The sequence below is a fragment of the Faunimonas sp. B44 genome (assembly GCF_052655945.1).
Map to the genome: position 1 here is coordinate 1 of NZ_JBQYEX010000020.1, position 23,279 is coordinate 23,279.

General features: G+C 62.5%; 20 protein-coding genes. 11 read left to right on the top strand and 9 right to left on the bottom strand.

The features are described from left to right. Positions 1 to 54 precede the first annotated feature (54 nt). Together ACUN0C_RS18545 and ACUN0C_RS18550 are read right to left on the bottom strand one after the other, a co-directional pair. Complete coding sequence (locus tag ACUN0C_RS18545) at positions 55 to 591, bottom strand: PRC-barrel domain-containing protein (protein WP_445467894.1); 537 nt, start codon at positions 589 to 591, stop codon at positions 55 to 57. Positions 592 to 824: 233 nt separating this feature from the next. Continuing rightward, entirely contained in the window at positions 825 to 1,085 is a 261-nt protein-coding gene (locus ACUN0C_RS18550; protein WP_445467895.1) for a hypothetical protein, read from the bottom strand. A 659-nt stretch (positions 1,086 to 1,744) separates the two neighbouring features. Between ACUN0C_RS18550 and ACUN0C_RS18555 the strand changes: the two genes are divergently transcribed. Then, the gene (locus ACUN0C_RS18555; protein WP_445467896.1) at positions 1,745 to 2,146 is read left to right on the top strand and encodes a nuclear transport factor 2 family protein; all 402 of its coding nucleotides are present in this window, start codon (positions 1,745 to 1,747) and stop codon (positions 2,144 to 2,146) included. A gap of 221 nt (positions 2,147 to 2,367) precedes the next feature. On the opposite strand, the gene ACUN0C_RS18560 is transcribed toward ACUN0C_RS18555, so the two are convergent. From ACUN0C_RS18560 to ACUN0C_RS18570, 3 genes are all read right to left on the bottom strand, one after another. Next, the gene (locus ACUN0C_RS18560; RefSeq protein WP_445467897.1) at positions 2,368 to 2,883 is read right to left on the bottom strand and encodes an SH3 domain-containing protein; all 516 of its coding nucleotides are present in this window, start codon (positions 2,881 to 2,883) and stop codon (positions 2,368 to 2,370) included. Positions 2,884 to 3,296: 413 nt separating this feature from the next. Then, a complete protein-coding gene (locus tag ACUN0C_RS18565) occupies positions 3,297 to 3,563 on the bottom strand; it encodes a GlsB/YeaQ/YmgE family stress response membrane protein (protein WP_445467898.1) in 267 nt (88 codons plus the stop codon). 62 nt (positions 3,564 to 3,625) lie between these two features. Further along, positions 3,626 to 4,090, bottom strand: coding sequence for a YidB family protein (locus ACUN0C_RS18570; RefSeq protein ID WP_445467899.1), 465 nt, complete (start codon positions 4,088 to 4,090; stop codon positions 3,626 to 3,628). A 190-nt stretch (positions 4,091 to 4,280) separates the two neighbouring features. Here ACUN0C_RS18570 and ACUN0C_RS18575 point away from each other — a divergent pair, with 190 nt between their 5' ends. From ACUN0C_RS18575 to ACUN0C_RS18610, 8 genes are all read left to right on the top strand, one after another. Next, positions 4,281 to 4,919 carry a class I SAM-dependent methyltransferase gene (locus tag ACUN0C_RS18575; RefSeq protein WP_445467900.1) on the top strand — a complete coding sequence of 213 codons (639 nt, stop codon included), beginning with the start codon at positions 4,281 to 4,283 and terminating at the stop codon, positions 4,917 to 4,919. A gap of 225 nt (positions 4,920 to 5,144) precedes the next feature. Further along, positions 5,145 to 5,297: a hypothetical protein gene (locus tag ACUN0C_RS18580; protein ID WP_445467901.1), complete on the top strand. Its 153-nt coding sequence runs from the start codon at positions 5,145 to 5,147 to the stop codon at positions 5,295 to 5,297. 216 nt (positions 5,298 to 5,513) lie between these two features. After that, positions 5,514 to 5,873, top strand: coding sequence for a glycogen debranching N-terminal domain-containing protein (locus ACUN0C_RS18585; RefSeq protein WP_445467902.1), 360 nt, complete (start codon positions 5,514 to 5,516; stop codon positions 5,871 to 5,873). Positions 5,874 to 5,921: 48 nt separating this feature from the next. After that, positions 5,922 to 6,593, top strand: a complete 672-nt coding sequence (locus ACUN0C_RS18590) for a Crp/Fnr family transcriptional regulator (RefSeq protein ID WP_445467903.1) — start codon at positions 5,922 to 5,924, stop codon at positions 6,591 to 6,593. A 189-nt stretch (positions 6,594 to 6,782) separates the two neighbouring features. Beyond that, positions 6,783 to 7,535 (top strand): sensor histidine kinase, encoded by a 753-nt coding sequence (locus ACUN0C_RS18595; RefSeq protein WP_445467904.1) that lies wholly within the window; start codon positions 6,783 to 6,785, stop codon positions 7,533 to 7,535. Between the two features lie 15 nt (positions 7,536 to 7,550). Continuing rightward, complete coding sequence (locus ACUN0C_RS18600; protein ID WP_445467905.1) at positions 7,551 to 7,724, top strand: CsbD family protein; 174 nt, start codon at positions 7,551 to 7,553, stop codon at positions 7,722 to 7,724. A gap of 431 nt (positions 7,725 to 8,155) precedes the next feature. Further along, a complete protein-coding gene (locus ACUN0C_RS18605) occupies positions 8,156 to 9,256 on the top strand; it encodes a glycosyltransferase family 4 protein (protein ID WP_445467906.1) in 1,101 nt (366 codons plus the stop codon). A gap of 10 nt (positions 9,257 to 9,266) precedes the next feature. Beyond that, the gene (locus ACUN0C_RS18610; protein WP_445467907.1) at positions 9,267 to 11,483 is read left to right on the top strand and encodes an amylo-alpha-1,6-glucosidase; all 2,217 of its coding nucleotides are present in this window, start codon (positions 9,267 to 9,269) and stop codon (positions 11,481 to 11,483) included. 40 nt (positions 11,484 to 11,523) lie between these two features. Here ACUN0C_RS18610 and ACUN0C_RS18615 read toward each other — a convergent pair whose 3' ends face one another. The 3 genes from ACUN0C_RS18615 to ACUN0C_RS18625 form a co-directional block, all read right to left on the bottom strand. After that, on the bottom strand, positions 11,524 to 14,706 hold the full coding sequence (locus tag ACUN0C_RS18615) for a type I restriction endonuclease subunit R (RefSeq protein WP_445467908.1): 3,183 nt from the start codon (positions 14,704 to 14,706) through the stop codon (positions 11,524 to 11,526). Positions 14,707 to 14,726: 20 nt separating this feature from the next. Continuing rightward, on the bottom strand, positions 14,727 to 15,884 hold the full coding sequence (locus ACUN0C_RS18620) for a restriction endonuclease subunit S (RefSeq protein WP_445467909.1): 1,158 nt from the start codon (positions 15,882 to 15,884) through the stop codon (positions 14,727 to 14,729). 101 nt (positions 15,885 to 15,985) lie between these two features. Then, the gene (locus ACUN0C_RS18625; protein ID WP_445467910.1) at positions 15,986 to 17,542 is read right to left on the bottom strand and encodes a type I restriction-modification system subunit M; all 1,557 of its coding nucleotides are present in this window, start codon (positions 17,540 to 17,542) and stop codon (positions 15,986 to 15,988) included. Between the two features lie 441 nt (positions 17,543 to 17,983). Here ACUN0C_RS18625 and ACUN0C_RS18630 point away from each other — a divergent pair, with 441 nt between their 5' ends. Continuing rightward, a complete protein-coding gene (locus ACUN0C_RS18630; RefSeq protein WP_445467911.1) occupies positions 17,984 to 21,793 on the top strand; it encodes a beta strand repeat-containing protein in 3,810 nt (1,269 codons plus the stop codon). Positions 21,794 to 21,940: 147 nt separating this feature from the next. Here the strand turns inward: ACUN0C_RS18630 and ACUN0C_RS18635 are convergent, their stop codons facing one another. Further along, entirely contained in the window at positions 21,941 to 22,426 is a 486-nt protein-coding gene (locus ACUN0C_RS18635) for a tyrosine-type recombinase/integrase (RefSeq protein ID WP_445467912.1), read from the bottom strand. A 372-nt stretch (positions 22,427 to 22,798) separates the two neighbouring features. Between ACUN0C_RS18635 and ACUN0C_RS18640 the strand changes: the two genes are divergently transcribed. Further along, positions 22,799 to 23,134, top strand: coding sequence for a hypothetical protein (locus ACUN0C_RS18640; RefSeq protein WP_445467913.1), 336 nt, complete (start codon positions 22,799 to 22,801; stop codon positions 23,132 to 23,134). Positions 23,135 to 23,279 lie beyond the last annotated feature (145 nt).

Below are 23,279 nucleotides of genomic sequence, written 5' to 3' on the forward strand. Positions count from 1 at the left end.
GGGGACGGCGTTCACCTGCGCCTCTGTCAGCGGCAGGTAGAAGCTTTCCCGCTCCTACGAAACCCGGAGGACAGGGATCGGCACGACAATGCTGTCCTTTCCGGGAATGAAGAACCCACCCGAAGCCACGATCGCGTAATCCCGGCGGTCCTTCGTCCCGAACACGATGTTCCTGACTTCGCCGATGATCCTGTCGTCAGAGCTTCTCACCTCGGCGCCGATGATCTCGTCCGCTCGCAAACTCGGGACCATCTCGTTGATGTTGATGAGGGGCTTGGCACCCTTGTCATCCCGGCGACCCAGTGCTGCGCCGCCGCGTTGGACCATCGGCTCGCGCGCGGCGAACTGTTGATCGGCTTCGTCCTCGTCGTTGTCCCCCAACCCACCGATCGAGGGGGATGTGACGATTTCCCTGATGCTGGCAACGAGCCGGTCGCAGTCGGCATGGCGCCCGTAGGACCACAGGATGAAAGCGGAGTCCCGCAGACTCCGAAGATCGCGTACTACTTGGCGGTTGGCGGGATCACGAAGCTCCGGCTTATGCAGAATGGCCTCTTCAAGCTTGGCGTCCGAGATGTTGCACTCCGCCATGGCCGGAGCAGCCCCGACTGCTGTCAGCAGAGTGACCGTGAGAAGAACCGCGTGGCACTGCATGTCTGGTCCGATCTTCGGGCAACGCCGCCCGGTGCGTGAAAATGGCTGCGATTCGTCCAGGCACCTCCCGCTATCGGCCCGCGCGAGCCTAGGGTCCAAGACTGCGCGACCCCGTCTCGGGTACTCGGCACGACCATGCCGAGAGCCAAGGTGTTCCCTGCTCTAACCGGTCACCGCACGCGCTCGGCCCCCTCTTGCTCCTCGGCAAGAGCGAGGTCTGTCGGGTCTACGCGGAAAACTTGATAGGAGTTACCGCCGGTCGGCACACGGATCGACGCGGCCACGCGCCGATAGGCAGTGAACGAAAGCTGCTCGAGCAGCTCCTCCTCCGTCTCCACCGTATACGTGCCCGGCGGGAGCACACCGTCTAGACCCTTGATGGAGAACGGCCGATGAAACGTCACGTCGCGTGTATGGGTTCGCACGGTCATTGCGGTCCGGCGGACAGCCCGGCCACTTGACGGGGCGTGCCGAACGCCGGGGGACCGATGAAGATCTCGGCCAGCGACCTGTGATGGGGACGGGACATGAATCCCATATGGTTACAAGGGATCGCGTTTGCACGACAAATTGTCGCGCGCCGTTGAGTGCCACCGGGGATCAGGCAGCGCAGATCGCGTCGATCTAGGAAGAACCCGACGGGGCGTTCGTCGGCAGGGAAAGCGAAGGGCGATCACATGCGCCTCTCTGCCCGGGTCAACTACGATCAGCAACGACAGTTGGGAGTCGCGTCGATCCCGGTGATCACAAACTCGGCGACGCGTGACCTGAGACCCTGAACTCCTCCAGTTTAAAAGGAGAGGCTTGGGTTTCGTTTCTGGCCCAATGCGGCCTGTTTTCCAGCGTGGATTTCGCAGCGAACTCGACCGGCTCGGTGAGCCGCTGATGATCAGAAGGCGAAACCAGAACGACGTCGCAGGCAAACGCGCAATGACAGGAGTACGCCACTCGTGGCATTTTGGCGCTTTCGCCACGAGTACGGCGAGGGCTACGCCGGTTCCACGAGCAGGTGCGGGTCGGGATTTTGGTTTGGAGACCGCAGCCGCCGCAACTCGGTTGGCTCGGTGCAGGCTCGGTTCAGGAGCGAACCATGACTCAGATTCGAGAGCTGCTCGTCGAGCTGGCTGAGGCGTTCAATGCGCACGACCTCGACCGGATCACGGCGGCCTTTGCTGACGATTGCATCCTGGAGATGCCAAAGGGGCCGCATGCCTGGGGCGCCCGCTTTGAAGGAAAGCACGCTGTCCGCCAGGGGCTCGCCTCGCGGTTCGAAGGACTGCCCGACGTCCATTACGCGGACCAAGAGCACTTCGTGGATGAGGCGCACCAGACGGGCATGTCGAAATGGACGCTCACGGGCACGACCGGCGACGGAAGGCGCCTGGAAGTCCGAGGGTGCGACTTCTACACGTTCCGGGACGGCAAGGTCATGCGAAAGGACTCGTACTGGAAGATTGTCGAGGGCGATCCCAATCGGGCAGCGCCCTCATGACTGATCGATAAGATGGACGCCGTGCGGGCTGTCGCTCGGCGCATGCAATCCTCATGGTCGTGCCTGTGCCCATCTCCTCATGTTCCGCCACATCGGCTGTCGGCGCGGCTTTCACGGCAGGCGAGCGTTCAGCCCCTTCTGCGCCGGGTGCTACGCAGGATCCGGGGGCACTTGGCAGAGGCCAGCCTCTCCGCACCACACAGCAGGCGGCGGTGGGGTTCTCACTGTCCGCTGAGGTAACGGCGATTGACCCAGCCCTGCCAGCCATCGACCCGGATCTTCTGCCAGGTTCCAACCGCATATGGCAGGAACGCGATATCGCACTGCCGACGACCAAGCCGGGTGATCACGCGAGACTGAGGTGTGGGGTAGGCGCGGACATTCAGCACGTCGCCTGGGGCTACGCCCGAAACGCAGTACATGGCTGGCGACACCATGGCGATGTAGTGCCGGTGCACCCAGCCGAGCGCGTGACCATCCTCGACGGGGCACCAACTGCCTTGGCAAGCGTCGGTGACAAGTATGCCGCATTCGGCATTGCGCTTGCGCGCCGTGATCGGCGCACGTGCACTTGGACGCGTTCGCATGTTGAGAGCGTCGTCGGCGCGCACGTTCACAACGCAGTGCTCCTCGCCTCGGACGACCGGATCGGCTCGGGCACCGTTCGCGAAACCAGCAAGGACCAGCGGGGCAGCGATCAGAATGGTGAAAGCGCAGCTGCGAAGTGCGGCGTTCATGAAACGACTCCCGTGACGGAGGTGCAAGCTTAGCAGGTGAAACTGCAACCAACCTGAACCCGCTGTTCAGGTGGCGTTCGGGGCCGAACCTGCCTCCGACCATTGCAGCACCTGGCGAGCTCAGAACGGATCTCCGAACACGACGCAGAGATGGTCGCGCTCATACGCGCGACGATCGGCGGCTTCGTCGCCTCCGAGAGTGACAGCAGCTTGGCGGACGGCTGCATCGCGTAATCGAGTTGTCGATCTGACCGAGGTGGTCGCGCGTCCTGACGGGGCCTCGAGGCGTATCGGCCGGTCCCTGAGCCATCGAGCACGTCCGAGCTTCGTCAGGATCAACCGGGTAGTCGCGTGTTCAGGCGGCCACCCTACCGGCTGTCTCGACGAGACTGCGAAATAGTTGCTTTCGCTGATTAGACCGATCGTGATCCCCGCCGACCCGCCACAGCTCCCCAGATCAGGAGGACGATGACCGCACCTATGACTGCACCTATCAGCCCTGCACCTTCACCCGGGCCGTACCAGCCCAGAGCCTGACCCAACCAGGAGGCGACGAACGCGCCAACGATCCCGAGGATCGTCGTAAGGATGAACCCGGAGGGCTCGTTCTTGCCGGGCGTGACGAGCTTTGCAATCACGCCTGCGATGAATCCTATGACGATCGTCCAAATGATGCCCACGTCACCCTCCTCCAGGTAGTGCCGGTGACGCCGTAACAAGGACGGCGTGAATCGGTCGAATTCTACGCCTCGTCCGCCAGCGGCAGGCGGCCCTGCGGCGTATACCGGTCAACGGCATCGGGCAGGTCACGGCTCAGCCGCGCCAACAGTTCCTCTCGCGACAGCCCCGTCTGCCGCGACAGGTTCTGAAGTGCTTCAGGACCGATCGCCTGCTCGAGCTGGCCCGGTGTGACCGGCTTGTTGGGCCCCGTTCGCACCCACGAATCGGCGGTGTCGGCCTGACCACTCTGCCTGAAGCGTTCAAGGAGCTCACCGAGGCCGCCGCTGAGGACGGTTCCTGCACTGGCCGCTCCGCCAGGCCCGCTTGCCTGCCCGCCAGATGCGCCGGCGTTGGGCTCTCCCGCGCCACCCGTCGGCCCGGCGTCCGTGCCGCGACCAAGCATTTCAGCGAGCTTGTCCCTGTTCTGGTAGCCTGCGATGGCAAGAAGCCCGAGCAGGGCTGTCATGGATGGAAGGCCGCGGCTCATTGTATCACTCCTCGAGAAGGGTGGAGAACAGCGGTCAGGGCAGAACGGTTCCGCCGTCCGCTGCGACGGGCGAGCCGCAACACCATCGCGATCTCAGCTCGAACATTGTCGCCGCTGGCTGCCCGCCTTTTGATGCCGTCCATTCGACATGTGAGGTTCTGTCTGCTCTCATTGAGCCGATGCGGGAAGAATGCGGATCGACGCGATGCAGTCGTCGCAGTGGTTCTACAAGCTGGCATACTGGACCGGACTCAAGCCTTGGGAATGGGCGGCTGCGCAGGAAGCGGAGCGCATATCGGCTCTCTTCGATCGCGAGCAGAGCGGCCGGCAACGGCCATACGGCCGTGCACTCGATGTGGGTTGCGGTACCGGTATTCAGGCGGTGGAGCTCGCCCGGCGCGGTTGGGACGTCACTGGTATCGAACTCGAACGCAAGGCTCTGCGCGAGGCCCGACGGCGTGCCGACCTTGCCGGCGTTCAGGTCCGGTTCCTCCATGCAGACGTCACCGAGATCGGCAAAGCAGGCATGGGAGACGGCTTTTCGTTCGTGCTCGATATCGGTGTTTTCCATGGTTTCGGCGACGAGCAGCGGACCAGGATGGGCAAGGCGGTAACCTCCGCGACCCTGCCCGGTGCGAGCATGCTCATGCTGGCCTGGGCTCCGGCTCGGCGGCCGTCGTTCCTGCCGCGCGGCGCAGATAGCCCATCCATTCTCGCCGCCTTCCCCGGCTGGATGATCACCGACCAGGACGATCTGCCCGGAGCGGCACTGCCGATACCGATGCGAAATGCCCGCCCCTCGTTCTACCGTTTGAAGCGCTCGGAGTGAGCCCGAGAGCGCCGCGTGGGATGCTGACGCCAGCTGCGATGCCGGGCGGGACTGCACAGCCGCCATGGAGTCGTGAATCACCATCGTGAACCGGGTAACTGCAGCAGCACCGAAGGTATGGCAGAAGGTATGGTGGTGCGTTCCTCCGGAACAAGGGCGACGCACTCCGGGTAGTGCTTCGCAAGGGGCATGTCGGAGCTTCCAACAAGCTGACGGGATAACCCTATGACCGTACACAAGTTTCCCGCAGTTTTTGCCCTTCTGGCCGGCACCGCTCTTGCGAGCAGCGCGTTCGCGCAACAAGCACCTGCCGGGCAGCAACCGGGCCAGCAGCCGCAGGCGCAGGACATCCGCGACTGCACGGCATTCCAGCGTTAATTTCAGGAGAACCGGAGCAGGCTGACGCCGGAGCAGATCGAGCGCAGCATCCAGGCGGTCGAGCGCGGCGACGACCGGCAGTGCGTCAATCTCTATGCCAGCATCCACACCAACGAAGGAGCGCAGGCGGCAGGCCAGAATGGACGCGCCGAGCAGCCGAACCAGGAGGCAGGTGCCGCCAACCTCGTCGTCGAGCAGCCTGTGCCGACGATTACCGTGGCAGCGGATTTCCGCGATCTGTTTGAAGTCCGCGGCACGAAGCGGAAACAGCGGGGCGAGGAAAGCGCGCGCGTTCTGCCGCCCAATCAGGTCGAGCTGACCTATTGCGGTCTCGACGGGCTCGAGCGACGGGCAGCGCTCCTAGTCGAGCCGACGCCTGAGGGTGGCTCCTGTGGATCGGCGGCAGAGCCTGCAGCACCTCGAAATCCTAGGCTGGAATCGCCACCAGTTCGAATGGTCGATCAAGCACGGCGCCGCCTATCCTGTCCACAGGTTGATCCTCTCCTGAGAAGCCGATGCGAGGGCACTGATCGGGCACCCACCGAGGGTGTCGGCTTCTGCTATGACCTTGTTTGAACGGACGGCTTCCGCACTCGGGAAGCGCCATTGAATGGAGCGACTATGATGGCAAGAAAATCTCCGCCGACATTCGACTCCAAGGCGTTTCTGGCGCGCGTCGGCAACGGGGCAAGCATCGGCAACTACAGCGCCGGGCAGGTCGTCTTCGCGCAGGGCGATCCGGCGGACGCTGTCTTCTACATCCAGAAGGGCAAGGTGAAAATTACGGTAGTTTCCGAGCAAGGGAAAGAAGCCGTCGTGGCCCTGCTCGGCCCGAAAGAGTTCTTCGGTGAGGGCGGCCTCGCCGGCCAAACACAGCGCATTTCCACCGCCGCGACCATGTCGGAATCGGTGATCTCTCGCATTGAGAAACGAACGATCGTCCGGCTGATTCACGAGGAGCCCGCATTTTCCGAAATCTTCATCGCGCATCTCCTGGGACGTTCCGTACGTGTCGAGGCTGACCTGATCGACCAGCTCTTCAACTCAAGCGAGAAGCGGCTCGCACGGCTTCTCCTTCTCCTCGCGAATTTCGGCAAGGACAGCGAGCCCGAGCCGATGATCGCGAATATCAGCCAGGAGACCCTCGCCCAGATGATCGGCACGACGCGTGCCCGCGTCAGCTTCTTCATGAACAAGTTCCGCAAGCTCGGCTTCATTTCCTACAACGGTGGAATCGAGGTCCACAGCTCATTGCTGAATGCAGTCCTGCACGACCAGCCGCACATCGAGCGCTGATCGAGCGATGTTCTCCGGTGATCAATTTTGCACAGCCGTCGCCCCTCCGGCGGCATAGTTTCAAGGGAGGAGAATTGTCCCCCTTTAGGGCCGAAGTGCCCTCAAGGCCGAGGCCTCCGCGGACGTTCATCTCCGGGTCAGACGGCTCGACGAACTCGGTCGCAAAGCGGTGGGAGCGCCATCATGTCAATGCCGACTCTGGTCACGGAGCCGCGCCGCACGACCCAGTATGCGATCGAACGATCGCATGTGCTGCCGGAGTTGCATGCAAGAAGCCCACGCTACCCGACGCAAGGGTCGGAGGTGCTGCTTCAGCACAGGGAAACCCTGCTGCGGGAAGTGCACCACCGCGTCGGCAACAGCTTGCAAATCATCGCGAGCATACTCGCTCTCGACGCACAAAAGGTGGATTCCGCCGAGGCACGTCTGCATCTGGAGAGTGCTCGTAGGCGCATCCTGGCGGTGGCCGCCGTGCAGCAGCAGCTCCAAAATTCACGCGAGGGAGGCGATCTCGAACTCGCAGGTTATCTGCGCAGGCTCTGCGAGCACCTGACCGCATCGGTCGTCGGCGACGCCGCACGGATTGTGATCGAGGTCCGGGCCGACGCCGTCGCGGTCTCTTCCGCAACGGCGACGAGCATGGGGCTGATCGTCACAGAACTGGTGATCAACGCCCTGAAGCACGCCTTCGCGCTCGATGCGTCGACTGGCCGGATCGTGGTGACCTATCGGGTCGAAGGCCGGGGCTGGACGCTGACCGTTTCAGACAATGGTGCAGGCCGGCCCTACGGCAATTCGAAACCGGCCGCGCCCAGTCTGGGGACGAGCATCGTTGCGACGCTCGCCAGGCAGCTCGGCGGGCAACTCAAGACCGCGCGCGGCGGGGACGGTGTTGGAACGGCGGTATCGATCACCAGTAGCCTCGCGTGCCCAACGCAATAACCAGGAGAAACTATCATGGACAAGGACCGCATCTTGGGATCGGCAAAGGAAGTCAAGGGAAAGATCAAGGAGGCCGCCGGCAAGGCGGTGGGCGACGCCAAGCTCGAAGCTGAAGGCAAGGCCGACAGGGTCGAGGGCACGGTACAAAATGCAGTCGGTGGACTGAAGGACGCCGTCAAAGGGAAATGAGCGTCAGGGGGCGCTGCCCCATCGTTGCATAGTGAGTCGGCCGGAAGCGACGGGGCTCCTTGGGGATCTCCGTCCGCGGCCGGTTGCCCCATCCCGCAGCCTCATGCCGCCGTTCTCCGGCCCGTAGGACCCGGCGCGAATATCAACGGTCCTGCCGGAGCTTGTCCTTGCACTTTGGAGCAGCGCCTGCCGGAGCTGCCAGAACGCCCTCCGCCGTTCCGTCTCCTCGTGTTGCGTGGAGGCAGTCGAGATCGCCATCATGCCGGCGAAAGGGATTACAGCGCGCAGCCCAAGACCGACAAGCGCAAGAACCTATTCAGGCTTTCACCGTGAGGCGGGGCGAACTGGCGTTCGTCGCGCGCGTTGTCATGTCGTACGGGAGGCGCCGGCAGCAGGATGCGCCGGTCTGCCAGAGGAAAGGTCCAGAAACCATGCGGATCGCGCAAGTGGCACCTCTCGCCGAGGCGGTGCCGCCGAGGCTTTATGGCGGTACGGAAAGGGTCGTCTCCTGGCTGACCGAGGAACTCGTCGCCGATGGGCACGCGGTAACGCTGTTTGCCAGCGGCGACTCGATTACCGCCGCGGATCTCGTGGCGTGCGTGCCGCAGGGGCTGCGCCTCTCCGGGATCAAGGACCACACGGCGAACCTGCTCGTCATGCTGAAGGAGGTTCGCAGGCGTGCCGACGAATTCGACGTCATCCACTTCCACATCGACCTGCTGCAGTACCCCCTGTTCCAGGACCTGGCGCACAAATGCGTAACGACGTTGCACGGTCGCCTCGATCTGCCGGATTATCACCCGATCTACGCCGCCTATCCGGACATGCCGCTCGTCTCGATTTCCGACAACCAGCGGGAGCCGGTCCCATCGGTCGTGAACTGGGTGCGCACAGTTCACCATGGGCTGCCGTCGTCCGTCTGCCCCTTCAATGCGCAGGGCGGCGACTATCTTGCGTTTCTGGGGCGCATATCGCCGGAGAAGCGACCCGATCGCGCGATCCGGATCGCCATTGAGGCGGGAGTGCCGCTGAAGATCGCCGCAAAGGTCGACAGCGCGGACCAGACCTATTTCGACGAGATCGTGAAGCCGCTGCTCGACCATCCGCTGGTCGAGTTCCTCGGTGAGGTCGGCGAAGCCGAGAAGTGCCACTTCCTAGGGAACGCATCGGCGCTGCTCTTTCCGATCGACTGGCCGGAGCCATTCGGGCTCGTCATGATCGAGGCGATGTCGACGGGAACGCCGGTGATCGCATGGTCGCAGGGCTCTGTGCCCGAAGTGATCGAGCCTGGGCGGAGCGGCTTCATCGTCAGTTCACTGGACGAAGCCGTCGCTGCGGTCGAACACGCGAAGTCCCTGCCGCGCAGGCTGGTCCGCGACCGCTTCGAGGGCCGCTTCACTGCCAGCCGGATGGCGGCGGATTACGTCGAGGCGTACGAGATGCTGCTCGGGGCGGTGTCGCCGCTGGTGCCAGCACGTCTTGCAGGCGGGGCGGCTGTAACCCAATCCGGAATAGCGGCGGGGCGGCTCTGAGGAGCGGACCATGGGCGATCCGGTACGCAATGTCGTCGCTCTGACAGGCGAGCAGAGGCCCTACTCCGGAAGCGATCCGAACCTCTGGTCGGAGTACGAGATCGAGCCTCAGGGCTCGCTTGTCGACCGGCCACTCAGGACGCTCAAGCACGGTGACGCGTTTGCCGTGCTGGATGCGTTCGGTGACATCGGGACGGTTCGCGACACCGCGGAGGGGCTCTTCTACCGGGACACGCGGTTCCTCTCCCGCTTCGAGTTCCGGATCGATGGTGCGCGCCCGCTCCTGCTTTCCTCCGCCGCCCACGAGGACAAATCGGCTCTCACCGTGGACCTGACCAACCCCGACGTGCTGCTTCCGAACGGGGACAAGCTGCCCCGCGACACGATCTTCATCGAACGCACGGCGTTCCTGTGGGAGGGCGCGCTCCACCAGCGCTTCGGGTTGCGGAATTTTGGAAGGACAGCCCGGCATATCCGGCTCGGATTCCTGTTTGGAGCGGATTTCCGCGATCTGTTCGAAGTCCGCGGCACGAAGCGGAAACAGCGGGGCGAGGAAAGCGCGCGCGTTCTGCCGCCTAATCGGGTCGAGCTGACCTATCGCGGTCTCGACGGGCTCGAGCGACGGGCAGCGCTCCTGGTCGAGCCGACGCCAGCTCAGATCGGAATCGACCGCACGGCCATCGAGGTGGCGCTCGCACCGGGCGAGGGCGCGTCGGTCGTGGTGACCGTCGGGTGCGGGGTGGCGGAGCCGCCGCGTCTCGAAAACTTCTTCCTGGCTTATCGCGACACCCGTCGAGCCCGGCGCGCGTCGACAGCCGGCATCGCAACCGTGACCACCTCGCACGACGTCTTCGACGAGGTGCTTTGCCGCGCGACGTCCGACATCTACACGCTCGCGACCCGAGGGCCGCTCGGGCTCTACCCCTATGCCGGGATCCCCTGGTTCAGCACCGTGTTCGGGCGTGACGGCATCATCACGGCGATGTTGATGCTCCCCATCGATCCGGCACTCGCAAAGGGCGTTCTGCATGTGCTTGCGTCCACCCAAGCGACCGAAGCAGATGCGAAATCCGACGCGCAGCCCGGCAAGATCCTGCACGAAATGCGGCACGGCGAGATGGCAAATCTCGGCGAGGTGCCGTTCGGGCGTTATTACGGCACCGTCGATGCGACCCCGCTTTTCCTGATGCTGGCGGGAATGTACTTCGAGCGGACCGGCGACCGGGAGACCATCTCAACGCTCTGGCCGAACATCGAGGCCGCTCTGCGGTGGCTCGACCAGTCCGGCGACATGGACGGCGACGGGTTCGTCGAATACCACCGCGAAACGGAGAGCGGACTGGCCAATCAGGGCTGGAAGGATTCGCATGACGCGATCTTCCACGCCGATGGATCGGACGCCGTCGGTCCGATCGCGCTCTGCGAGGTGCAGGGCTATGCCTATGCCGGTCGCCGAGCTGCGGCCAGCCTCGCCCGCGCGCTCGGTTTCGAGGAACTCGCGGCAAGCCTCGAGGAGCAGGCCGAGCGTCTCAGGCGCAGTTTCGAGCGCGCCTTCTGGTGCGAGGAGCTCGGCACCTATGCGCTGGCGCTGGACGGAGCGAAGCGGCCCTGCAAAATCCGCGCGTCGAACGCCGGGCACCTTCTCGTCACGGGCATCTGCGCACCGGAACGGGCATTCAGCGTGGCCCGCCAGCTGATGGCGCCGGGTTCATTCAGTGGCTGGGGCATCCGGACGCTCGGAACCGGAGAGGCGCGGTTCAATCCGATGTCCTATCACAACGGCTCGGTGTGGCCGCACGACAATGCGGTTATCGCCTTGGGCCTCGCGCGCTATGGCCTCAAGGCAGAGGCCGCCCGCGTCCTGTCGGGTCTCTTTGACGCCGCAGCGCACCAGGAACTCCGAAGACTGCCTGAGCTCTTCTGCGGTTTCGAGCGGCGCCCACACCGGGGACCTACTGCCTATCCTGTTGCATGTGCGCCGCAGGCATGGGCAAGCGCCTCCCTGTTTGGCGTCCTCGCGGCATGCCTGGGGCTGGAACTGGATGACGCTGCAGAACAGATCCGGTTCGTCGATCCTGTGCTGCCGTGCTTTCTGGACGAGATCATTATCCGAAACCTCCGGCTCGGTGACACCAGCATGGATATCATGCTCAGGCGGCACGGTTCGGACGTAGGAACCAACGTGCTCCGCAGAAACGGGTCGGCGAAGCTGGTCGTCGTGAAGTAGCTTCGGACCCGCTGGTCAGGCGGAGGAGCATGCCGACTGCCTATTGCAGGCCGTCGCGAACGTCACCGTCATACCGTTCGAAGACATAGTGGAACGTATCCGCCACTTTGGCCTCATACGTCCTCTGGTCGTAGGCATCAGGCAAGCCGTCGTCGAAGATCTGCTTGATTGCCACTTCGACCTGGCCGCGGGACTGGGGCTTCAGCCGCCAATTCGGGACGAGCTTATCGCGCTGAAGTGACTGAAGCAGCTCCTTGCAGACCTTCTTCACGCGGGCGCGCTCGGTCTCGGTCAGGTCGGGCCCTGGACGCGTCAGGATGTCGAAGACCGCCTGCTCCTCCTGAGAAAGCCCCTCCCTTGCGGCTCTCTGCTCTTCCGCGCTTGCTTCGGCCGTCATCTTCACGAGCTCGGCGAAGAAGGCCTCGATGTTGAGGCTACCCTCGTTGTAACGCGTAATGAGGTCCTGGAAGCGTTCGAGCATCTCCCGCCGCGTCGGGTTCTGCTTCACCATCGAGTCAAGCTTCAGCGCGAGGAGCGCACGCAGCCGCTCGGCTTCCGTCCGCTTGCGGCCCTTCTCGAACTGCTCCTTCAGCTTGGTGAAATCGATCCGGTTGAGGTCGAAGAGCTCCGCCTCCGCCTCTTCCGGCGGAAGCACATAGGGAACCGGCGCGATTGAGCGATCAAGCAGCGCCCCGACATCCCGCATGACCTCGGATATGTCCACCGGATCGGTTTTCGCGCGAATGCGGTTCGCGATTTCCGCAAGGATGACGACCTCAGGCGTAACCTGGTTCGCAGCCGGATCCGGAAGGACCGCCTTGTAGAGCCGGCCGACATTGCGGGACGCGGTCAGATATGCCTTCTTGACGTCCGACGTCTCGAGCAGCGCCTCGACTGCATCGTCCACTGGATCGCTCTTCTCGGCCCAAGTCGGGAGCGCCTTGATGGCATCGATGTCGATGGCGTGGCGCGAGCAGAACGCCTTTGCCTCCGCGACGAGCCGCTGGAGGTGCTCGACCAGCGCCGCCTTCTCTTCGATCGGCGATGAGGCGCCCGAACCGCCGCCGTAGATCGCGAGCGCGTCCTGCAGGTTACGGAAGACGCCGAAATAGTCGACGATCAGGCCTGCCGCCTTGCCCGGGAAGACGCGGTTGGCGCGCGCGATCGTCTGCATCAGCGTGTGGTTCTTGAGCGGCTTGTCCAGGTAGATCGTCGAGCACGACGGCACGTCGAAGCCCGTGATCCACATCGCGCACACGAAAACGAGCCGCAGCGGATCCTTCTCGTCCTTGAACTTCTCGTCGAGGTTTTCCGTCTTCATCCGCTTGCGGTGGGGGACAATGTCGAGCCCCAGCTCGGCGAGCTGCGCCACCTCGTTCTGGCCCTCCGATACCACCACCGCCATGTCGAGAGCCTTCATGTCGGCGAGCTTCGCCTCCGCCGTGTTCCGCTCCTCGTCCTCGAGCGCATCGAGCCCGCTCGTCCGCCGGCGAATCTCGGCACTCCATTCCGCGCGGACCTTGTCGTACATCCGGACGGCGGTGGCCTTGTCGATCGCGACGAACATCGCCTTGCCGCGAAAACCGCGACCCATAAAATGCTGGACGAGGTCCTTCGCGATCCCGTCCAGCCGCTCCTCGCGCACGACGAGGTGATACTGCCGCGCGAACTGACGCCGGAGCTTCTCCTCCTGCGCCTCGTCAAGTCCGGCATCATCGACGATCTCGGCGAGTTCCTCCGCGAACTCGTCATTGTCGATCTGCAGCTCCGGGATGCGGTTCTCGTAATAGAGCGGCACCGTCGCCCCATCTGCGATGGAACGGCCGAAGTCGTAGATCGAGACGTAGTCGCCGAACACCTCCCTCGTGCGCTCCTCCCCGGCGATCAGCGGCGTGCCCGTAAAGCCGATGAAGGCGGCCTGCGGCAGTGCGTTACGCATGTTCAGGGCGAGAATGTCGTACTGGCTGCGATGCGCCTCGTCGGTGATGACGATGACATCGCGCCGGTCGGAGAGCTTCGGGTAGGTCTCCCCGCGCTCGGCCTGGAACTTCTGGATCAGCGTAAAGACGTAGCGGTGGTTGAGTTTCAGGAGCGCCTTCAGATGCTCGGCGCTGGTCGCGACCATGTGGTTGTCCTTCACAGCGTCCGTTGCCGCGAAGGTGCGGTAGATCTGGGTGTCGAGCTCCTGCCGATCCGTCACGATCACGAAGGTCCAGCTGCCGGCCACCTTGCGCAAAATCTTTTGGCAGAAAAACACCATCGAGAGCGACTTGCCGCTGCCCTGCGTATGCCAGAACACGCCGAGCCGCCCGGCCTCGCCGTCGGCGCGCTGCTGCACGTCCGAGAGAGCGGCGATCGCCCTGTTGACGCCGAGCACCTGGTGGTTCTTGCCAATCTTCTTGACGAGCCCGCCCTTCTCCTTCTCGAAAACGGTGAAGTTCTCGACGATGTCGAGCAGGCGTGCCTTCTCGCATGTGCCCGCGATCAGCGTAGCCTGGCGCACCGAGCCAGTCTCGGTCTCATCGTCGACCCGTTTCCAGTTGAAGAAGTGCTCCCATGGTGCCGCGAAGCTGCCGAGCTTCGCCTCGGAACCGTTGGAGACGACGACGAAGGCGTTAAACGGAAAGAGCTGCGGGACGGCTTCACGGTAGTGCCGGATGTTGTCGTCGAGCGCAGAGCGAAGCGGCTCCGCCGGTCGCTTAAACTCGAAGACAACGAGAGGCAGCCCGTTGACGAAGCCGACGAGGTCGAGCCGGGTATTGTAGATTTCGCCCTGCTGCGTGAACTGGCGGGCGGCCAGGAAATCGTTCGCCTCCGGGTTCTGCCAGTCGATCACGCGGGCCGTCACGGTGCGCAGGCGGCCGAAGGCATCGCGCACCTCAACCTTCACACCCTCCTTCAGGAGCGCGCAAACCTCTTGGTTCGCGGTTGCCGGGACGAGCTTCGTTCGGTCGCGCGTCAGCTCGTTCACCACTTCGTCGACAACCTCGTCCGGCAGGTCCGGGTTGAGCCGGCGGATGGCGGCCTCGAGGCGCGGCGGCAGGAAAGCTTGTTTCTTGCTCCGGCGTCCGGCCGTGGAGGGGCCGCCGGACCATTCGGCGGTGAGGTCGGCGGTCTCCCAACCGAGCGTCCCCATCAGGGCGAGCGCGGGCAGCTCGACGACGGCGTCCTCCCGGAAGCCGCGATAGCCCGGTCTCGTTTGATCTGGGGACAGGTCGGCCATGGGCTCGGCGTGGCTTCGGGCTATTCGGCGGCGACGGGGACCGCCTCTTCGGCGGCCGATACGTCGATCTCGCCAGAGACGAGCTTGGGGAGCAGGAGGTCGCGCTGGGCGCGGAGGTTCTTACATTCCTTCTTGAGATTGAGACCGAGATTGAGCAGCGCGCTTGCCGTCGTGTCGAATTCCTCCATTAGCCCTCGATCCGCAACGACCGCCTGCACTTCATCGAGCGCGGAGCGTTTGATGTGCCGCATGGTCGTTCCCGCGCTTCTCACTCGGAACTGCCCCATCTGGGTTCTTAGAGTTAAAAACACGTAGGAGGTCGGCAAGCCGTCGCGTGGCTGAACATGGAAAAGATGCTGGTTGAGCCAAGCATCCCCTTCTTGCCAGAGGTACGCCTCAAGATCGGCAGACCATGAAAACAGCAAGTCGCCGTCGCGGATCCGAAATTTCTCAGGCAGGTTACGCGCGTAGCGGGGAGTGTCTGACTTTACGCCCGCCTTCAGCTCCCTAATCTTGATAATCGGATCACCGATCTCGCCCCAATCCGAAGGTTTGAAGGCGTACCCATTGACGAAGTCGGCGATAGCCGAGAACGGTTTGTGCTCCCATTGTTCGGGTAGCCGACCGTGAGCGGTCTCGACAAACGTCGCCTCCTCATGGCCAGGGAAGCGGAAGTGGACGAACCACTCCTCGTAGAGCCGGCGGGCCATCTCCTCCAAAATCGCAATCCGCCGCGTGTTGTTCTCGATCAGGTCGTCATAGGCCGAGAGGATCCCGGCAATCCGGTGCTGGACCTGGATAGGCGGCACCGGGACCGCGAGCTGCTCCTGCGCAGAAAGGCTGATGTACTGCCGAGTGGTGCCAACGCCACGCGTCTCAAGCTGAGCTTGGAAGTGACTGTCGCGTAGCGCCTGTACGAAGTAGCCAGGATCGAGCCGGTCTGGTCGGAGGCGGAAAAACGTCACTTGCGGTGAAAGGACGGCGACCGGAACATCGGACGGAAGGCGAGCAACCCGGCCAACCGACCCTTTGTGCGTCAAGAGCACATCACCTGCTTGGCTTGGTGGGAGGCGAAGGTTGAATGCACGCTCGGTCGTGAGTCGAGCGCATTTTTCGAAGTTGATCCGACCATCCGGCTCGAAGTCGGACGCCATGAGAAACGGCAACCCATCACCCACGAACTCTGCAGATTTCGGATGCTTTTCACCGTGGTTGCCGTCCCGGTGCCCGACGATTGCGCCGCTTGCCTTAAGCTCTCCGATCGTCTCAGCAGGAAACCTCACTGTGCCGCCCCCAGAACCCCCGCCGCATTCCTTTCGATCTCCTCCTCCAGCCCTCGCGCCTCGAGCGTGAGCTGCACAAGCTCCTCGTTCAGCGCCTCGAACCGCTCGGCGAAGTCCACGTCATCATCGGCACGGCTCGTCGTTCCGACGTAGCGCCCCGGGTTTAGGCTGTGGCCCTGAGCCTCGATCTCCGCTCGGCTCGCGACCTTGCAGAGGCCGGCGACGTCGACATAGCCCTTCCACAGGCCGTGCTCGCGCATCAGTTTCTCGGCGCCGAAGATCAGCTCCGGCTGCTCGCCGCGCCACTGGCGTACGATGTTGGCCAGGAACTCTAGCTGTGCCGCCGTGAAGTCCCGATGCGCCCGATCGATCTGACGGTAGATCGAGCGCGCGTCGATGAAGAGCACCTCGTCGCACCGCGCCGTCTGCGCCTTGGCACGGTCGAAGAACCACAGCGTGCAAGGCAGCGTGACCGTGTAGAAGAAGTTGGGGCCGATTGAGACGATCACGTCGACCGCGCCACTGTCGATCAACTTCCTGCGGATCTCGAGCTCGGAGCCGCGCGCGTCGCCGGCCGAGTTCGCCATCACGAAGCCGGCCCGGCCGGTCTCGTTCAGCGCCGAGTGGAAGAGCTGGATCCAGAGGTAGTTCGCGTTGTCAGGCTTCGGCATGCCGAACGGAAAGCGCGGATCCTTCGCCAGCCGCGTCTTGTCCACGCCCGAGACGTTGAAGGGCGGATTGGCCATCACGAAATCGAACCGGCCGCCCTTCCGGCCCACTGCTTTGTGCGGGTCCTCGTAATAGCTATTCGCCACCACGACCCGACCAGACAGGCCGTGCACCGCGAGGTTCATCTTGTTGAGGTTGACGGTCGTCTGGTCCTTCTCGACGCCAAAAATCGAGATCCTCTCGTTCGCCGTCTCGTTGTGCCGCTTCACGAACTCGGCCGACTGCACGAACATGCCGCCGGAGCCGCAGGCAGGATCGAAGATCTCGCCGTAATAGGGCTCGATGATCTCGACGATCAGCCTAACGATGGATTCCGGCGTGTAGAACACGCCGCCCTTCTGGCCTTCCTTCAGGGCGAACTCGCCGAGAAAATACTCGTAGACCTTGCCGAAGGCGTCGCCGGTCAGCTCGACCGGGGCGAGGAGGCGCAACAGGTCGATGAGGACCCAGTTCTCGATCTGCGTGTAGTTCTTCGGCAGCGCTCCGGCGAGATCGTCGTTCTCATCCTCGATGGCGTCCATCGCGGCGTTGATCGCCTGCCCGATGTTCTCAGCGGACGGCAGGCTCTGCAGGTGGGAGAACCGCGCCTCCGGCCGCAGGAAGATGACGCCTTTCGCGACGTAGTCCGCCTTGCCGATCTTCCGCCGATTGCCGGAACCGACTGGCCCGATCTCGGCCTCCGCCTTCGCAAACCGGCTCTCCGCATAGCGCAGGAATATGAGGCCGAGCACCGGCGCCGAGAATTGCGACGGCTTCAGACCCGTATTCGCCCAAAGCTGATCAGCTGCAGCCCATAGCCGCTTCGCGACGTCATTCGTGACCATGATTCGAAACTCGTTGCCGCATCCCTCAGTGGCGTTAGCATGACTCGCTACAGCCCTGAGGTGAAGTGCGATTTACAGCATGACAACGATCGGAACTGGAAATCTGGATTGCGGCGCAGGCACACCGAGCAGCCGCCTCTCGCGACTCAACTCGTGGCGAAAGCGCCGAAATGCCACGAGGCAAGCCAACGAGGGTTAAGCTGGCGCCGAGGTGGACCTGCCAGAAAGTCGTTGCATCAGGCCAAGTCACCGTCACGCGCCGCAATCATGCGAATTCGACTCTCATATGATTGACGGCGTACTGCGCCTGGTGCAATCGTGAATGGTACGCCGGTTGTGCACTCGCGTGCATGACGGTCCTGCCGTCTGGCAATTCACCTATGAGCCCAATCGAAGCGCCGCGACTTTCCGCTCGGCGCGAGAGCATCGCCTGGAGTTGGCATGACGATCATCATCTCTGAGAACACGACCTGGAATGCCGGCTCTACGATCATCCTCACTGACGATATCCAGATTGCACCAGGCGTGACTTTGACCATTGAACCCGGTGCGGAGGTTTCAGGGCAGCAGCATAGAATAACTGCATTCGGTGCACTCGAAGCGAACGGGACGGCGGCGAATCCAATCCTGCTCGAAAACGTGAACCTTAAGCTTAATGCGTCAGGCGGCACTCAAGGCCAAATCACGCTCGACTTCGTGCAACTAAATGGAGGATCATTCCTCAGCCCTGGAGGCACCGGATCAGGCTCATTTGACGTCACAAACAGCGTCATATCTAACACAGATTACTACTCGTATGCGTGGTACCCGAGCGGTGACTCGTCAATAAACTCGTCTATCTTTATCAATTCGTTTGGCGTGAGCGTTGGCACTAGCTCGGCTACGTTTTCGTTCAACGAGAATGTCGTATGGAATCAGAAATCTATCTATGGGATTCCTGCAGTTGAAGTCTGGGCGTCATACGGCCCTGCGGTCTCGCTCACCAACAATGCGTTTCTCTCCCCCGAGTTGCTTTCACTGCGTTTGACCTATGGCGGAAGTGTGGACGGGACAGGAAACTATTTCGGTACTCAGTCTTTGGATCTGATCTCTGCGACTATTTTTGATCGCAGCGACGACTTAGGGGTCGATAATTATGTTGATCCCTCTGTGATCTCCTTAACTCCCGCCCTTACTCTGCCGACCAGCCTGTTCTCGTTCGTCGATGTTGCCCTCCCGCCCGAGATCATAAGGGAAGGACGTTTAGTGGGTACTGCGGATGCGTCCATCACGGGAAATGGCCTCGACAATGTGCTGGTGGGGAACGCTGGCGCAAATACCCTGGACGGAGGCGCGGGTGCGGACGTCATGACTGGTGGCGAGGGTGATGACACATATTTCGTTGATCATCCTGATGACGTGATCATCGAAGAACCGAATGGTGGCCTCGATACCGTATTCGCCTCGGTGAGCTACACCCTTCCAGCCAATGTTGAGAATCTTGTTTTGACCGGGACGGACGCGACGAATGGAACAGGAAACGCGCTTCGCAACGAGATCACCGGGAACAGCCAGGCAAATACCCTGGTGGGCGGCGGTGGTAACGACCGGCTGATCGGGAACGGTGGGGACGACACGCTCGACGGCGGCGCTGGTGCCGACGTTATGGAGGGCGGAGATGGAAATGACGTTTACTTCGTCGATCACGCTGGCGATTCGGTCGTTGAGGAGGCTGGTGCCGGCACTGACACCGTATACTCGGCAATCAGCTATACGCTCGGCGGCGACGTGGAGAACTTGACGCTGGTTGGCGCGGGTTCGATCGACGGAAAGGGAAATGCGTTTGCAAATGTGATTACCGGCAATTCCGGAATGTACAATGACCTGCAAGGCGGCGGCGGAGACGATATTTTGATCGCTACTGCTACTTCGTCTAACAGATTGAATGGCAACTCCGGTAATGACACGATTTTTGGCAGCGACGGCACCGATACGATTTTCTTCAACAACCACAACGGTGAGAACCCTGGGAGTGATACGATATATGGTGGCGGAGGACAGGACACGCTTTGGTACCAACGCACTGATTTAGGGACGACATCAATTGTCTTTGATGCACGCCCCGATGACACTGGCTTTGGTTCTTCATCTGACGGCGCCCGTTTCACAGAAGTGGAACACTTCAGTGTCTCTACCTGGAGTGGTGATGATTTTATCTACACTCTTGACGGTAACGATTGGGTGCAGTCAGGAGGAGGAGGCGATCATATCGATACAGGAGGCGGAGATGATGATATAAGTGGCGGTTTTGGAGATGATTTTATCTACGCCGGGGCTGGTAATGATACGATTATCGGTGATTTGTCGTTTGAAACACAGTTTGACGGCCATGATGTAATCTATGCCGGCCACGGCAGCGATGTTGTTCATGGTCGAGGTGGCGACGATAAGATTTACGGCGGGCACGGCAGCGATGAACTTTATGGCGAGTCTGGCGATGATGTCCTCCATGGGGGTGCAGGTTCAGATGCCATGTTTGGGGGGCTCGGAAATGATACGTACTACGTGGACAGCGTTGGCGATGTAGTGATTGAGTCGCCGGATGAGGGTATAGACCTTGTCCTTGTCGGTTTTTCCTATTCTACTCCTGATAACGTTGAGAATCTCAGGCTGACCGGCGTTGCGTTGATTGACGGGCGCGGAAATGACCTTGCCAACCAGTTGACGGGGAATCAGTCCGCCAATCTGCTCGAAGGTCTCGCTGGAGATGATCTGCTCGAAGGCCTGGGCGGCGATGACAGGCTGTACGGGGGATCTGGGGATGACACGCTTATGGGCGGAGCCGGCGCCGACATTCTTGACGGCGGCGATGGCACCGACACTGCAAGTTATGTGAGCTCGGCTGCCGGTGTCGCGGTGGCGCTCTGGAACAAGACGGCGTCCGGAGGCGACGCATCCTACGACACGTTGATCTCGATAGAAAACCTCACCGGTTCCAAATTCGGGGATACGTTGGTTGGCAACGGACACGCCAATGTCATCAGGGGCCACAACGGCGACGACACGCTGCTCGGTGCAAATGGAGACGACAGCCTCTTCGGTGACGCCGGCAATGACATCCTGGACGGCGGTGCCGGCGATGACACCCTCCACGGCGGCGCCGGCATCGACGAGGTCAGATATGCTTCGGCGACAGCCGGGGTAACGATCGACCTTGCGTTTGCTGGGCCCCAGAACACCGACGGAGGGGGGATCGACACCCTCACCGCGATCGAAAACCTGCTTGGATCCAGGTTCGATGACACGCTCCTCGGCAACGGTCAGGCCAACGTGCTCCGGGGTGGGAACGGTAATGACATGCTCAGCGGCCGGAACGGCAATGATGACCTCATTGGTGGAGCCGGCGATGACACTCTCGAGGGTGGCAATGGCAACGACGTGCTGCATGGCGGCGGCGGAAGCGATACCGCCTCCTATGCAACGGCGACAGCAAGTGTGACTGTCGACCTCGCATCGGCGCAGAGCACCGGCAGTGCCGGAACCGATACGCTAATCTCGATCGAGAACCTCACCGGATCCAGGTTCGACGACACGCTGCTCGGCAACGGTCAGGCCAATTTGCTAACGGGCGGCAAAGGTGACGATAGCCTAATTGGCCGGAACGGCGATGACAGCCTTTTCGGAAATGCCGGCGATGACATCCTTGAAGGCGGCAATGGTAACGATGTGCTGCATGGCGGCGCCGGAACCGATACGGCCTCCTATGTGACGGCCATCGCCGGTGTGGCAGTCGACCTTACGGTGGTGGGCGCACAAGACACCGTTGGAGCGGGATTCGACACTCTCACGGCAATCCAGAACCTGACCGGGTCCCGGTTCGCCGACGCCCTGTTCGGCAACGGTTTAGCCAACAGCATCGAGGGCGGAGCCGGGAGCGACACGCTCAGCGGGCGGAACGGCGATGACAATCTATCTGGCGGAGGAGGTGCCGATACGCTCGACGGCGGCCGAGGCAACGATGAAATTTCCGGCGGTGCCGGAGCCGACATCTTCTACTTCGGGCTGAAGAGCTTCGGCAACGACATCATTACGGACTGGCAGGACGGGCTCGACAACCTGAACGTGAGCGCAGCAGGACTCAGCTTCGCGAGTTTCACTGAGGCGCAAGTCGGTGCGGATACGGTCCTCACCTATTTCGACGGCGTGAGCAACAACACGATCACCTTCCTGAACGTGAACCATGCGCTGATCGACGCCTTCGACTTCATCTGACCAGGCTCGGCTTGATTAGGGGCGGCAGTGCAGTGCGGTCTGGTCTGTCCGCGCTGCTCACATCATGCGAACGAGGCGCCGCTGGGCGTCGGCTTCACCTTCGATATAGCCTTCGGTGGTCTGGATCGTACGGTGACCGGCGAGCAGCTACACGTCGAGCAATGAGCCTCCGGCACAATGGACGAGCCGGGCGGCTTCCGTGATGAAGGTGCGGCGGCCGGAATGCGAAGAGCAGCCGTCCAGCCCAAGCGCATCGAAGGTGCCGGTGAACCAGTTCACAACGCTTTTCGCCGTCATCGGCCCGCCCCGTTCCGAGCAGACGACGGGACCTTCAGTCGCTGCAGTCTCGGCCTGCAGCCGCTTCAGCGCGGCTTTCAGCATTGGGTGCATAGGGATGCGGCGGCCACTGCCCTTCTTGGCGGCAGCGGGGATCTCGATCATCGACGCGACCTCGCCGCCCGCATCCAGCACCATCGGCCAGGTCAACGCAGCGATCTCACAGGCGGGTAGTCCGGCCTTCGTACTGAGCAGCACGATGACGACGTTGCGATCCGGGTGACGGCTACGTCGGGCGGCAGCGACGAGCGCACGCACGTCCCCTGCCAGCAGCACCTTTGCGGGTTGTCCTTTCATGATTGCCTCTGGAATCGAAATGGCTGGTTGAAGACCCCGCCCCTGCGGGCGGGGTCCGGCACAAGGGGCAGCGTCAGCGGCCGAGAGGCCCGACCAATGCGACCGCGCTGAGCTTGGCGGTAACGAGCGGCTCCCTCGGGTAGTCGCGCCAGCGGGCGGTGAGGACCTGGCCGTCCGGCGTGATGGATGTGACGGTCGCCTCGAACCAGCCGTCGGACGACCTGGTGTCGCCGATCAGGACGGTGCTGCCGACGCGGATCTCGGCCAGGAGTCAACCGGCGCAGAGGACAAGTTCCCTGTGCGTTCTTTAACTGAGCCGGTGCCGTCCGGCTGCCCGGCCTTCGGCTGGCAGATCCCGACCCGCGCGGTTGCATGGCTGGTCTCGCCCGGCTCAGCCGTCTCACCGGGCTCAGCACCCTCGCCTGCTGTTCCCTCGCCGAGGTCCGGCTGGGGCAGCTCGGCATCGGTGCCGACCAGGACGGCGAGCTTGTCGTAAAGCTCGCGCCTGGTGAAAGGGACGAAGCCGCGGCCGGTCATGAATACGCGGCACCCGGCAGCGTGGCGGCCAGCTCGAGCAGCTTCGGGTCGGGCTCGGGTCTGGCTGCGGGACTCGACCGTGAGCCTGCTGCAGAGCGTGACGGACTCAATCACCGTACATTAGTTAACATCCGGGTTTTGGATCTGGTCGGGGCTCAGGGGCTGGGGTAGACCAGCTTCCAGACCCGAGGACGAAAGTAAAGGGCGGGTCTTCGGACCCGCCCTTTTGCTATTTGTCAGAAAGTGCAAAATCTTTCTGGAGTAAATGTGGCAGTATTAGCCGGGGAAACCCTTATCGAACAAGCATTTAGGTGTA